This is a genomic window from Myxococcaceae bacterium JPH2 (assembly GCA_016458225.1).
GTDB lineage: Bacteria > Myxococcota > Myxococcia > Myxococcales > Myxococcaceae > Citreicoccus.
In genome coordinates this window covers 235,452-247,183 of the sequence record JAEMGR010000013.1, presented here as the reverse complement: position 1 = coordinate 247,183, position 11,732 = coordinate 235,452, and the positions used below count along the sequence as shown (strand labels likewise).

Here is an 11,732-nt window from a genome sequence, read left to right as displayed (position 1 = left end):
CGAGCGGCGGAGGCTGCGCGCCAGCGTCAGACCACACGCCGACTGCAGCACGTCCTCCACCTGGGCCAGCGTCGCGTCGTCGAGGAGCCCTTCGCTCACGACCCCTCCGACCCGGCCAACACCGTGGCGGTGCGCAGCAGCGGGCGGATGCCCTCCGGCGTGCGGCACAGGCCCGCCATCATCCCGGTGCCATCCCACGGCAGCACCGAGTCCCCCGACGGAGCGCCATCCACCAACAGCGGCGCCTCCACCAGGTCCTTCACGCGATCCACCAGCAGCGCCACCAGCCGCTGGCCCTTGCAGACCACCAGGTGCGAGTCGAGGTCAGGCTCGCGTCGCACACCCAACAGCCGCGCCACGTCCACCACCACCGCGGGACTCCCCCGGTACATGAACGAGCCCACCACGTGCTTGGGTGCCCCCGGCAGCGAGTCCAGCGCCACCAACCGCACCACCTCCTGGACCGAGTCCGCCGGCAACAGCGCGGACGTCCCCGCGGCCTCCACCGTCAGGTACATGCCCGGCAGTCGCACCTCGCCATCCAGCTGCGCCAGCTCGCGGCGCAGCTGCGCCTGCTCGGCCTCGAGCGCCCCCAGGCGCTCCTGCACCGAGGCGCGGCGCAGATGCACATCCGCGGTCTTGTTCGGGGGTTCAGCCATCAGGGAACTCCGGCCTTTACATGGGCCGCGGGTGAAAAAACGGTAATCCGGGTTCCAACGCAACGCAATGCGGGCAAGAGCGGATCGTCCACCGTTTTCCATCTGCTGTCGCCGGGTCTGCGCTGACTGGACCTGGTGGTGGGTTGACCCCTGGGGTGTGCCCCACCTTTCAGTTGTGGTTTGATGCCGGACTGTCGCATTTCCGGAGAACCCATGTTCCTTGCTTCCTGGGGGCACGAATGATCAAGGGTGATTCCCCAAACCCTGCCGAAGCCCCGGGGCCAGATCCGCTCATCGGTCGCACACTGAACGGTCGCTTCAGCATCCAGGAACCCCTGGGCCTTGGCGGCATGGGCAAGGTCTACCGCGCCCTGCAGGCCCCGCTGGACCGCATGGTCGCCCTGAAGGTCCTCAATCCGAACTTCCCCAGCAGCCGAGACCCAGGCTTCCAGAAGCGCTTCCTGCGCGAAGCCTCGCTGACCTCCAAGCTGCGCCATCCGAACACCGTCACGGTCATCGACTACGGGCAGACGGATGACGGCATCTATTACATCGCCATGGAGTACCTGGAGGGTCGCACGCTGGCCCAGGTGCTCGGGCAGGTGGGACCGCTGCCGTGGCAGCGCGCCATCTCCATCGCGCAGCAGGTGTGCCGCTCTCTGCGCGAGGCGCACAGCCTGGGCATCATCCACCGCGACCTGAAGCCCGCCAACATCATGATCCTGAACGAGCAGGATCAGGATCTGGTCAAGGTGCTCGATTTCGGGCTCGTGAAGTCGGTGGCGCCGGCGCAGGAAGGGCCGGTCAGTCCGGAGATTACGCAGAACGGCACGTTCCTCGGTTCACCGCAGTACATGGCGCCGGAGCAGGCGCGCAACGTCGCGGACGCGCGCAGTGACGTGTACTCGCTGGGAATCGTGCTGTTCCAGATGATGATGGCGCGCCCGCCGTTCATCGCGCGCGATCACATCGAACTCATCTTCGCGCACTACAAAGAGCCGCCCCCCACGTTCCAGGCGATGCGCCCGGACATCTCCGTGCCGCCCGAGATCGAGCTGGTGGTGCGGCGCTGTCTGGAGAAGGACCCCGCGCGCCGCTACCAGAGCATGGACGAGCTGCTGGAGGGCCTGCGCGAGGCCACCATGTCCGCGGGCGGAAGCAGCGGCGTGTTCAAGCGGCCCGGTGGCTCGTCGACGACGGGCCCCTACCCCTCGCCCCCCACGACGGGGCCGTATGCCTCGCCGTTGTTCTCCAACGTGGCGGGCACCAGCGAGGGGGGCGACACGCTGGCCGTGGACATCAGCGTCGAAGTCCCCCGCGCGGTCCAGCGCGCCCGTCAGCGCACGTTGCTGATGGGTGGACTGGTGGGCGGCGTGGTGGTGGCGGGAGTGCTCGCGGGCGCGCTCTTCTTCATGCGCGGCCCGGCCGAGGACAAGAAGCCGGTGGAAGTGGCCCAGGCCCCCGCGCCCGCGGTCCCCGCCCCCGCGCCCGAGCCGACCGCGCCCGTGGGCGCCGGCAAGGTGCGCTTCAAGCTGATGAGCCAGCCGAACGGCGCGCGCGTCTACTACAAGGGACGCGAGCGCGGCATCACGCCGTTCACCCTGGAGGTGCCGCTGGGCACCGAGGGCAGCGTGACGGCGGAGCTGACCTTCCAGCTCGAGGGCTACCAGACGGAGACAGTCATCACCGGCGGCTCCGGCGAGGTGGTGCTCTCGCAGAAGCTGGCGCGCAAGCGGGGCGGCGGAGGCGGAGGCGGAGGCAGCCGCGTGGAGCTGGCCAACGCCACCACGCCCGAGGACTTCGAGAACCTGGCGCCCGTGACGGCGGGCGGAATGGCCGCGCCCGTGCTGATGGCGGCCGCTCCCGCCACGGCGCAAGCGCCCGCGTCCACTCCGGTGGACAACAAGTCCGCGGCGGCCGTGGGCACCGCGGCGGCGGCGCAGGCGGGCGCGGTGGGGAGCCTGGCGGTGCCCGTGATTCCCGCCCACGTCCTCATCGCGAAGGACCCCGACGCGATCATCCCGTTCAACAACGACATGGAGCGACCCATCCCCGAGGATGACGGCAAGCCCATCGCGTACACGCGCGAGGCGCTGGCCGCGAAGGCCGAGGGACTCGTCGCGGTGCGCTGTACCATCACCAACAAGGGCAAGGTGCAGAACTGTCGCGCCCTGAAGATGGTGACGGGCATGGAGCAGGTCGTCCTCACGGCCCTGCAGTCGCGCACCTACAAGCCCATCCAGTACCAGGGCCGTCCGGTGAACGTGGACTACACGTTCACCATGCGACTCGTGATGCCGCGCCGCTGACGCACGAGGCTCCGGGCCGTCCACGCGGGCGGCCCGGGCCCTTCACCGCTCACGTTCCGGCGGTGGGCAGGCTGGGAGACTCGAGCACGCGGCTCGCTCCCGGCACGCCCCAATCCACCACGGGCCAGCCCCGCCGCTGCGCCTCGCGCCGCAGGCGATGATCCGGGTGCACCACCACCGGCCGCCCCACCACCGCCAGCACGGACAGGTCCGAATACGAGTCCGTGTAGAAGGCGCACGCGGACAGCGGCACGCCCACCGAGCGCGCGTAGGTCTCCGCGTGGGTTCGCTTGCCCTCGCCAAAGCAGATGGGTCCCAGGGGGCGCCCGGTGTGCAGGCCATCGCTCCCGATCTCGAAGCGATTGCACAGCACGGCATCCAGGCGCAGCTCGGCGGCCACCAGGTCGGACAGGTAGCCCGAGGAGGAGGTCAGGAGGACCAGCCGGTCTCCCTCGCTCCGATGCGCCTCCACCGCGCGCAGCGCGCCGGGACGGTAGAGGGGGCGAACCTCCTCCGCGTAGAAGGCCCGCGTGCGCGAATGAAGCGCTTCGGCGTCCGTGCCCGCGAGGAACGAGATGGCCCGCTGCACCGCGTCCTGCATGGAGACAAAGCCCAGGTGGTAGCGGGCGATCCACAGGCTCGCGCGCACCGCCTGCAGGCGCGTGATGTGCCCGAGCGCGAGCTCCCGGCGGATCCACAGGGAGCCGGAATTCGCCGCGAGCAGCGTCTTGTCGAGATCGAAGAAGGCGACGGCCACGCCCCTACCTTAAACCGCGCGAACCGGTATCGGCAGCCCCTTGGGGGGCCGTCCACTCAACCGCCCGCCCGGCGGCCCCGACGGCGCAGGAGCACCCCGGCCCCGAGCACTAGACCCACCAACGCCGAGCCTGGCCCCGTGCTCGCGCAGCCCGTGCCTCGGCCGTCCACCACGAGCTTCATGCCTGCATCCTTCGGCGGCTCGCACTGCGTGGGAGGAAGCCCGCGCGGATAGGTGGAGCAGAAGCCCCGCGCCGAGCCCGAGTCGATGACCCGCTTGGCGGTCTCCCCTTGGGGTGCGGTGGCCTCCATCGTGGAGCCCCGGTCGTCCACATGGTCCAGGCCCACGACGTGGCCAATCTCATGCGTCAGCGTGTTCTGCAGGTCGGTCGCGACGCACGTGGGCTGCGCGGGGCCCGAGCACACCGGAGCGTTCACCGTGGTGAAGAGGAACCCCGTGCCGCCGCCCGGCTGCGACGAGTTCAGCTCGATGTCCGCGTCGAGCACGCGCCCATCCGTGAAGCTGAAGGTGGACGTGGTGAGCCCGATGGTCGCGGGGCCGTGCTGCCAGCACGAGTAGAGGTTGCCGCACGTCTCCGCGTCCCAGCACGGGTCATCCATCGCGACCACGTCCTGGCAGGCGCGGTCGCGGAAGAGGATGACGTTGTAGCTGTCGGCGGGGTGTTCCTTGTCGTAGCCAGCGGACACCGGCAGCGTCCAGTCGTCGCCCCGGATGAAGCGGTAGTCGCTGCACGAGGCGGACAGGGCACGCCAGCTGTCGAAGGCCGCTTCGATGGCCGTGACCGCCGCGTCTCGCGGCGTGCGCGAAGTCCCCGCCGCGTCCAGGTGATAGACGTAATCGCGCCCCGGCCACATCAGACACAGCGGACGCCCGCGCACCGCCGTGCGCCGAAAGGACAACCCCTGCTGCGCCCCCGCGACCCCAGCGACCGCGCAGGCGATCAGCAGCAGCAGGCGGCTCCTCTTCACCGGACACCTCGCCGGCGCGAGCGCGCGAGCACACCCAGCCCCAACACCGCCAGCGCCGAGAATCCGCCTCCCGCGGCGTCGCAACCGGCCTTGTGTCCCAGCTCCAGGTCAACCACGGGATGGGGCGACGACTGGCTCACGCCGCCCTTGGGATAGGTGACGCAGACGAACTCGCTCGACCCGCTGTCGATGACCCGCTTGGACAGCTCACCGGGCGACGAACTCCGGTTCATGATGGAGCCCGCCGCGCGCGTGTGGTCCAGCCCCACCATGTGACCAATCTCGTGCGTGGCGGTGTTCTGCACGTCGGTGGAGGCGCAGTCCGGGCCGGGCACCAGAATGCATGGCGCGCCGCTGCCCGTCGTGAACGTATAGGTCGCCGCGTTGAAGGAGATGTCCGAGTCGCGGATGATGCCCGAGCGCTCGTCATAGGTGGTGACCGTGACGGCGAGCGTGCCATCGTCGTCATCCCAGCAGTCGTACTGGTTGGCGCACGTCTCCGCTTTCCAGCACGCATCCGTGGACGCCACGAAGCTCTTGCAGCGGGTCATGCGAAAGAGCACGAGGTTCTGGTTGTCCCCGCCGCGCGTGAAGCCCACCTTGCGCGCGTCCACGAGCGGCCCCTCTGCGAAGTCCAGGTTGCCGCAGCGGGTGAACAGGGTCTGCCAGCTCTTGAAGGCCGCGCGCACCGCATCGAATTCGGTGTGCGGGTTCAGGTTCGGATTGCCCAGGCTGCTCTGCTGCCAGTCGATGCGCGGCTGGTTCCAGAACAAGGCCTGGGAGGAGGAGTCGCCCGCGACCACGCGGCTGCGGACATACGGATCCGACGCCTGCCCCAGCGCGAGCGCCACCACCCACGAGGCGAGCGCGAGCATCACTTCGCCTCCTGCAGGGCCGCGCGAATGGCGGCCTTCAGCGCCTCCAGCGTCATGGACTGAGCGGACGACTGCGAGACCTCGCGCGTCTGGGGATCCAGCACCACCGCGTCCCCGAGCGAAGCGGGCACGGCCATGGCGGAGCGCGAGTCCGCGCCACGCTGCACCTGATACTTGCCCTGCGCCATGCCGGACACCCGGAAGGAGGACGCGCCCTTCTTCTCCAGGAAGAGCACTACCTCCTCGCCCGGCGAGAAGCTCGCGAGTCCACTCACCACCTGCCCCAGGTCCCCCACCCGTCCACCCGGCTGGGTGATGAGCACCGTGCCTCCGGGCTGTCCCTTGAGGGACTCCGTCACCTCCACCTCCACGTCGGTGACGATCCGCATGCCGTCCCCGCTCCACCGACTCTGCACGCGCTGGACGATGCCGTGGACCACGGCGTCCGAGCCCCGCGCCAGCGAGGTGAGGTCCGCGCGAAGCAAGGTCGTGGCCTCCGCCGGCCGTCCCACGAGCAGCCCCACCAGCAGCACCGTGCAAAGTACGTGACGAATCGACATGAAGTGTCTCCTTGGCGGCGCAGCCTATCCCCACCGCCCCACGCGCGCATCGAGCAAGGGGTGGCTTGCGTTGACCCCCTGGTGTCCAACTGCTATCCCGCGCGCTTGCCTATGGCCCAAGCTCCCCGTGTCCGCTTTGCCCCGTCCCCTACTGGATACCTCCACATCGGAGGCGCCCGGACGGCCCTCTTCAACTACCTCTACGCGCGCCGCTTCGGCGGCAACTTCATGCTGCGCATGGAGGATACGGATCAGGAGCGGTCCACCCCGGAGTCGGTGCAAGCCATCCTGGATGGACTGAAGTGGCTGGGATTGGAGTGGGACGAGGGCCCGGGCAAGGAGGGCAAGTACGGTCCCTATTTCCAGACGCAGCGGCTGGACACGTACCGCACCCACTCCGAGCGCCTCATCGCCGAGGGCAAGGCCTTCCGGTGCTACTGCACCCGCGAGGACCTGGAGGCGCGCCGAGCGGCGGCCGAGAAAGAGAAGCGCGCGTACAAGTACGAGGGCACGTGCCGCGAGCTGAAGGCCCCGCCCGCGGGCCGTCGCGTCGAGGACGCGGTGATTCGCTTCAAGATGCCCCGCGAGGAGGGCACCGTGTCGTTCGACGACAAGGTGCTGGGCGTCATCACCAAGCCGTACTCGGACCTGGATGACTGGGTCATGCTCCGCGCGGACGGCATCCCGCTCTACAACTTCGGCTGCGTCATCGATGATCACCTGATGGACATCACCCTGGTGTCGCGCGGCCAGGAGCACGTCAACAGCACCTTCCCGCAGCTCATGCTGTACCAGGCGCTGGGGTGGACTCCGCCGGAGTTCGCGCACCTGCCGCTCATCCTCGGCCCGGATCGCGAGAAGCTCTCCAAGCGCAAGCACCCCGAGGCGGACGTGATGCTGCACAAGCGCAACGGCATCATGCCGGAGGCGCTGCTCAACTTCGTCATCCGGCTGGGCTGGGGCCACGGCAACGACGAGGTCATCTCGCGCGAGCAGATGCTCGAGTGGTTCGACTTCGCGGACGTGGGCAGCACCTCGGGCGTGTGGAACCCGGAGAAGCTCCTGTGGCTGAACCAGCAGTGGTTCAAGCTCCTGCCGCCGGCCACCGTCGCGGAGCGGCTCGTGCCCTTCCTCGAGGCCAAGGGCATCTCGGCGAAGGGCGACGCGCGCCTGGAGCCGCTGGTGCTGGCCCTGCGCGAGCGCGCTCGGACGCTGGAGGAGATGGCCACCACCGCGACCATCTACTTCCGCTCGGGCGTCACCCTGGACGAGAAGGCCGCGGCCAAGCACCTCACCGGGGACTCGCTCAAGCTGCTGGCCCAGGTGAAGGAGCAGCTCGCTGCCCTGCCCGCGTGGAGCACCGACGCGGTGGACGCCGTCGTGAAGGCCGTGAGTGAGCAGGCGGCCGTGGGCATGGGCAAGGTCGCCCAGCCGCTGCGCGTGGCCGTCACCGGCAACACGACGAGCCCGGGCATCGGCGAGACGCTGATGCTCGTGGGCCGCGACGAGGCCCTGCGTCGCATCGACTCGGCCCTGGCGCGCACCGCCTGAGCCTGAGCGCATTCTTCAGTCAGCGGGCGCGTGAAGCCGGTGGACGCGCGCCCGCCCGGCGCCTATCTTCGCGACCAATGATGCGACGGCTTGACACCCTGCGACGGCATTCCTATAAAGCGCGCCCGCTCGGGGGGGTGCTGTTGGCCCTCTGGGTGACGGTGGCGGGAGCCGAGGTGGTCAGCGGCGCTCAACTTCCGGACGGCTCCCAGAAGGTCGGGGAGAATCGGTACCGGGCGCCACGCGACTTCGAGGCGACGCTGGATTACTACAAGTCGGTGTATCCGGCTTCCAGCTACCCTCGGAAGTCCATCGTCAACCAGCCGGGCGTGAAGGCGGTCCACATCAGCAACCCCACGGGGAAGAACTTCGAGGGGCTGAATATTTACGAGGCGAACAATGAAGAGGTTCGCATCTACGTGGTGCCGCTGCAGCAGGCCCCGAAGCCGGTGAAGAAGCCGGAGTCGAAGCCGGGACGAAAAACGAAGTAGAAGTAGTTGAAGTTCGGCAGTTCAGTTGGTAGTAGAAGCGCCGCCGCAGTCCTTGGGGAATCGTCTAACGGCAGGACAGCAGACTCTGACTCTGCTTATCTAGGTTCGAATCCTAGTTCCCCAGCTCAAGTCTCCGATTGACGCATGAAGGTGGAGACGGTAGGAAGCGCTCGAAGTCGGAGCGTGTTGCAAACGTAACGGCCCTGTCGTCTAGCGGTTAGGACGGTGCCCTCTCACGGCACAAACTCGGGTTCGAATCCCGGCAGGGTCACTCGCCGTTCGTGAGCGAAAGAAGGCCTCTAGAGGAATCTGGGGGCCTTTTTTGTTGGAAGGCCAGTTCATCGGCCCTGTCGTCTAGCGGTTAGGACGGTGCCCTCTCACGGCACAAACTCGGGTTCGAATCCCGGCAGGGTCACTCGCCGTTCGTGAGCGAAAGAAGGCCTCTAGAGGAATCTGGGGGCCTTTTTTGTTGGAAGGCCAGTTCATCGGCCCTGTCGTCTAGCGGTTAGGACGGTGCCCTCTCACGGCACAAACTCGGGTTCGAATCCCGGCAGGGTCACTCGCCGTTCGTGAGCGAAAGAAGGCCTCTAGAGGAATCTGGGGGCCTTTTTTGTTGGAAGGCCAGTTCATCGGCCCTGTCGTCTAGCGGTTAGGACGGTGCCCTCTCACGGCACAAACTCGGGTTCGAATCCCGGCAGGGTCACTCGAAAAAACACAGGGCTCCGAGGGAAACCTCGGGGCCCTGTTCGTTTTGGGCTCCTGCCCGCCCTGCCCCCGCGTCAGCGCGCGGGGATGCTCTGGCGGAAGGCCTCCAGCGCCCGGCCGAGCCGCTCCTGCGCGTGCTGGATGCCTCGGCGCAGCAGGAGCATGCGGACCTTCTCGGGCAGAACCCGAGCGCCTTGGTCTCCGGAGCCAAAGCCCACCAGGTCCATGCGCAGGGTGATGGCCTCCAGCAGATCATTCAGGTCCGCGTCCGCGCCCGCGAGCAGCAGGACGTCCGGAGGCTGGTTGTGGAGCCGCTCCGCCTGCGCGCGCCACTGCGGATCCCCCGTCTCCACCACCACGACGTCCGCGCCCGAGAGCTGCGGCGAGTACGGCGGCAGGCCCACCGCCTCGAAGCCCGCGGCCTGGAGGAGCGACACGGCGTGCTCGCTTCCCACCACCGCCACGTGGCCCCGCTGGCCGGTGCGCACCGCGTCCTCGTAGGCGCGCAGCTCGGCCTCGAGCGCGGCGTGCGCGGGCTCGGGCGCGTCGCGGCCGGCTTGCAGCAGCATCGCCGCCTGCCGAGCCACCTCCCGAGCCTCGTCGCGCGTGCGCACGCCTTGGACGCGCCGCTCCAGGGCCGCGCGCACCTTGGCGCGGAGCACCCGCAGGTCATCGAAGGGCTTGAGGATGTAGTCGCTCGCGCCCGCGGCGAACGCGGCGATGACGGACTCGCTGCTCGCGTAGCCGGTGATCATCACCGCCTCCAGCGCGGGCTGCAGCCGCCGCGACTCCGCGATGAGCTCCACGCCGCCCAGCCCGGGCAGGTTCTTGTCCGTCACCAGAACGTCGACACGCTGCTCCTTCAGAATGGACATCGCCTCCTCGGCGCTGCCCGCCAACACCACGACGAGGTCCGTCTCGCGCTCCAACAGGCGCGAGCAGATGTCGAGCACCACCGGCTCGTCGTCCACCACCATGACCGTCGAGGCGAGCGTCCCTCCCCCACCGCCTTCGCCCTCACCGGTCTCGAACGGGAGTTCCATGAATTCGAGGATCGCACAGCTCAGGTCCAACTTCGAGGGTGAGACTGCATGGGTCCGCTATGCTGGGCGGCGTGAGCTTCGAGGATGCGCTCCGGGACAACCGGGTGCCCCGCACGGTCGGGGACGTCACCCTGCGCTACGACGAAGCGCGTCTGGTGGGTGAGGCGCGTCCCGCGCCGTGGGTCCACCTGCTGCCCGCCTTCTGCGTGGCGCTGGCAGCGGGCTGCACGCTGGGCGCCCTCACGCAGTTCGTGCGGGGGCAGAGTCTGCCCGGACTGGGGGCCCTGGCGCTCGCGGTGCTGGCCGCGGCGCTCCTGGGCTTCGCGCTCCAGCTGGAGTCACGCCTGGGCCGGCGGCGCTTCGTGCTGCACTTCCGCACGGAGACGCTGCGGCTGGAGACGCTCACGTGGGCACCGGGCGGCACGCGAGCCGAGACCGTGGCCTTCGATGACGTGCGCGCCGTGCGCATCGTCGAGCGCTCCGGGCGAGGCTACGCGCTCGTCGTGGAGTACGGCCCCGAGGCGCGTCCCCGGAGCGCGGTGCTCGTGCAGCACGCGCGCCCCGCGGAGGCCGAGGCGCTGCACCGCGTGTGGCGCATGCTGCACAACGCCTTCGGGCTCAGGGGAGCGGGGCTCGCCGGAGGGTGAGTTCTATCTCCGTACCCTCGCCGGGAGTGGAGGCCAGCCGCAGCGCTCCGCCGAACTGGGCCACCAGCTCGCGGCAGATGGAGAGGCCCAGGCCCGTGCCCACGCCGACAGGCTTGGTGGTGAAGAGCGGCTGGAAGACGCGCTCCTGCAGCTCGCCGGGGATGCCGCAGCCGTTGTCCACGACGGACAGGACGACGTCCTCCGCGCGCACCGTCCAGCGCACTTCGATGCGCCCCGGCCGGCCCGTGCCCTCCATGGCCTGCGCGGCGTTGACGATGAGGTTGAGCAGCACCTGGCACAGCTTCACCGGGCCGAAGACGATGCGCACGGGCTCGCCGCTGCTCGTCAGCCGCGCGCGGTCTCGCACCTCGGCGCGCGCGAGCTTCACCGCGAAGGACACCACTTCCGAGACGTCCGCGGTCGCCTCCAGGTCCTCGCCTCGCGCCTGGGCACGCAGGCCCAGGGCCACGCCGCGCAGGTGGTCGGCGCCCTCCGAGAGGTCCTTGATCAGCGAGGGCAGGTCCTCGACGGTGGAGGACACCTCGGGGTCTGGATCCTCCGCGAGGTGGCGCGACACGTACTGCACCACCCGCTCCATGTCCCGCTGCAGCGACGCCACGTTCTGCGTGAGGTAGCCCACCGGCCCCATCAACTCGTGCGCGATGCCCGCCGTCACCTGGCCCAGCGTCGCCAAACGCTCGGACTTCATCATCCGCCCTTCCACCTCGCGGATGCGCAGCTCCAGTCGCGCAATCTTGAGCGCGTCCTCCAGCGCGGCGAGCAGCTCCGCCCGGTCCCACGGCTTCACGAAGTAGCGCGTCACCTGGCCGCGGTTCACCGCGTCGATGACGGCCTGCATGTCCGCGTACGCCGTGACGAGCATGCGCTTGGCGTCCGGTGCAATCGTGCGCGCACGCTCCAGCAGCTCCACGCCGCTCATTCCCGGCATGCGCTGGTCGGAGAGGACCACCCCAATCTCGCCGCGCCGCTGCTCCAGCAGTGCGAGCGCTTCATTGGGAGACGAGCAACGGAAGATGCGGAAGCGCTGCCCGAAGTTGGCGTCGAACACCCTCAAGTTGAGGGCGTCGTCGTCCACGTACAGCACGGCAGGCAGTTCCGAGGCGTTCATGGTGCTCCTCCAGACCG

Annotated in this window: 11 protein-coding genes and 5 tRNA genes; 9 read left to right on the top strand and 7 right to left on the bottom strand. The window is 69.1% G+C overall.

Features of this window, described 5'->3' with window-relative positions; translation table 11 throughout:
• Positions 1 to 95 precede the first annotated feature (95 nt).
• Positions 96 to 659, bottom strand: a complete 564-nt coding sequence (locus JGU66_21435) for a chemotaxis protein CheW (protein ID MBJ6763336.1) — start codon at positions 657 to 659, stop codon at positions 96 to 98.
• Between the two features lie 239 nt (positions 660 to 898).
• Between JGU66_21435 and JGU66_21430 the strand changes: the two genes are divergently transcribed.
• Positions 899 to 2,968 (top strand): TonB family protein, encoded by a 2,070-nt coding sequence (locus tag JGU66_21430; protein MBJ6763335.1) that lies wholly within the window; start codon positions 899 to 901, stop codon positions 2,966 to 2,968.
• Between the two features lie 49 nt (positions 2,969 to 3,017).
• Here JGU66_21430 and JGU66_21425 read toward each other — a convergent pair whose 3' ends face one another.
• Genes JGU66_21425 through JGU66_21410 form a run of 4 tightly spaced genes read right to left on the bottom strand, consistent with a single transcriptional unit; the run spans position 3,018 to position 6,149 of the window.
• On the bottom strand, positions 3,018 to 3,725 hold the full coding sequence (locus JGU66_21425; GenBank protein MBJ6763334.1) for an HAD family phosphatase: 708 nt from the start codon (positions 3,723 to 3,725) through the stop codon (positions 3,018 to 3,020).
• A 56-nt stretch (positions 3,726 to 3,781) separates the two neighbouring features.
• Positions 3,782 to 4,714, bottom strand: a complete 933-nt coding sequence (locus JGU66_21420; GenBank protein ID MBJ6763333.1) for a matrixin family metalloprotease — start codon at positions 4,712 to 4,714, stop codon at positions 3,782 to 3,784.
• The gene (locus JGU66_21415) at positions 4,711 to 5,589 is read right to left on the bottom strand and encodes a matrixin family metalloprotease (protein MBJ6763332.1); all 879 of its coding nucleotides are present in this window, start codon (positions 5,587 to 5,589) and stop codon (positions 4,711 to 4,713) included. The genes JGU66_21420 and JGU66_21415 overlap by 4 nt, the downstream gene beginning before the upstream one ends.
• On the bottom strand, positions 5,589 to 6,149 hold the full coding sequence (locus JGU66_21410; protein MBJ6763331.1) for a hypothetical protein: 561 nt from the start codon (positions 6,147 to 6,149) through the stop codon (positions 5,589 to 5,591). The genes JGU66_21415 and JGU66_21410 overlap by 1 nt, the downstream gene beginning before the upstream one ends.
• A 111-nt stretch (positions 6,150 to 6,260) precedes the next feature.
• Between JGU66_21410 and JGU66_21405 the strand changes: the two genes are divergently transcribed.
• The 7 genes from JGU66_21405 (at position 6,261) to JGU66_21375 (ending at position 8,894) form a co-directional block, all read left to right on the top strand.
• A complete protein-coding gene (locus tag JGU66_21405) occupies positions 6,261 to 7,700 on the top strand; it encodes a glutamate--tRNA ligase (protein ID MBJ6763330.1) in 1,440 nt (479 codons plus the stop codon).
• A gap of 77 nt (positions 7,701 to 7,777) precedes the next feature.
• A complete protein-coding gene (locus tag JGU66_21400; GenBank protein MBJ6763329.1) occupies positions 7,778 to 8,191 on the top strand; it encodes a hypothetical protein in 414 nt (137 codons plus the stop codon).
• A 53-nt stretch (positions 8,192 to 8,244) separates the two neighbouring features.
• Positions 8,245 to 8,315, top strand: a tRNA-Gln gene (locus JGU66_21395).
• Between the two features lie 75 nt (positions 8,316 to 8,390).
• Positions 8,391 to 8,462, top strand: a tRNA-Glu gene (locus JGU66_21390).
• Positions 8,463 to 8,534: 72 nt separating this feature from the next.
• Positions 8,535 to 8,606 (top strand) — tRNA-Glu (locus JGU66_21385).
• A gap of 72 nt (positions 8,607 to 8,678) precedes the next feature.
• Positions 8,679 to 8,750: transfer RNA gene (locus JGU66_21380), tRNA-Glu, on the top strand.
• A gap of 72 nt (positions 8,751 to 8,822) precedes the next feature.
• Positions 8,823 to 8,894 (top strand) — tRNA-Glu (locus JGU66_21375).
• Between the two features lie 76 nt (positions 8,895 to 8,970).
• Here the strand turns inward: JGU66_21375 and JGU66_21370 are convergent.
• A complete protein-coding gene (locus JGU66_21370) occupies positions 8,971 to 9,939 on the bottom strand; it encodes a response regulator (protein MBJ6763328.1) in 969 nt (322 codons plus the stop codon).
• Positions 9,940 to 9,998: 59 nt separating this feature from the next.
• Between JGU66_21370 and JGU66_21365 the strand changes: the two genes are divergently transcribed.
• A complete protein-coding gene (locus JGU66_21365) occupies positions 9,999 to 10,586 on the top strand; it encodes a hypothetical protein (protein MBJ6763327.1) in 588 nt (195 codons plus the stop codon).
• On the opposite strand, the gene JGU66_21360 is transcribed toward JGU66_21365, so the two are convergent.
• Positions 10,558 to 11,715: a response regulator gene (locus JGU66_21360; protein MBJ6763326.1), complete on the bottom strand. Its 1,158-nt coding sequence runs from the start codon at positions 11,713 to 11,715 to the stop codon at positions 10,558 to 10,560. The genes JGU66_21365 and JGU66_21360 overlap by 29 nt on opposite strands.
• Positions 11,716 to 11,732: the final 17 nt, after the last annotated feature.

Bases quoted from the DNA above. Each gene is read 5' to 3' on its own strand.
- JGU66_21435 (MBJ6763336.1), bottom strand. From the start codon at position 659: ATGGCTGAACCCCCGAACAAGACCGCGGATGTGCATCTGCGCCGCGCC.
- JGU66_21430 (MBJ6763335.1), top strand. From the start codon at position 899: ATGATCAAGGGTGATTCCCCAAACCCTGCCGAAGCCCCGGGGCCAGAT.
- JGU66_21415 (MBJ6763332.1), bottom strand. From the start codon at position 5,589: ATGCTCGCGCTCGCCTCGTGGGTGGTGGCGCTCGCGCTGGGGCAGGCG.
- JGU66_21410 (MBJ6763331.1), bottom strand. From the start codon at position 6,149: ATGTCGATTCGTCACGTACTTTGCACGGTGCTGCTGGTGGGGCTGCTC.
- JGU66_21405 (MBJ6763330.1), top strand. From the start codon at position 6,261: ATGGCCCAAGCTCCCCGTGTCCGCTTTGCCCCGTCCCCTACTGGATAC.
- JGU66_21400 (MBJ6763329.1), top strand. From the start codon at position 7,778: ATGATGCGACGGCTTGACACCCTGCGACGGCATTCCTATAAAGCGCGC.
- JGU66_21370 (MBJ6763328.1), bottom strand. From the start codon at position 9,939: ATGGAACTCCCGTTCGAGACCGGTGAGGGCGAAGGCGGTGGGGGAGGG.
- JGU66_21365 (MBJ6763327.1), top strand. From the start codon at position 9,999: ATGCTGGGCGGCGTGAGCTTCGAGGATGCGCTCCGGGACAACCGGGTG.
- JGU66_21360 (MBJ6763326.1), bottom strand. From the start codon at position 11,715: ATGAACGCCTCGGAACTGCCTGCCGTGCTGTACGTGGACGACGACGCC.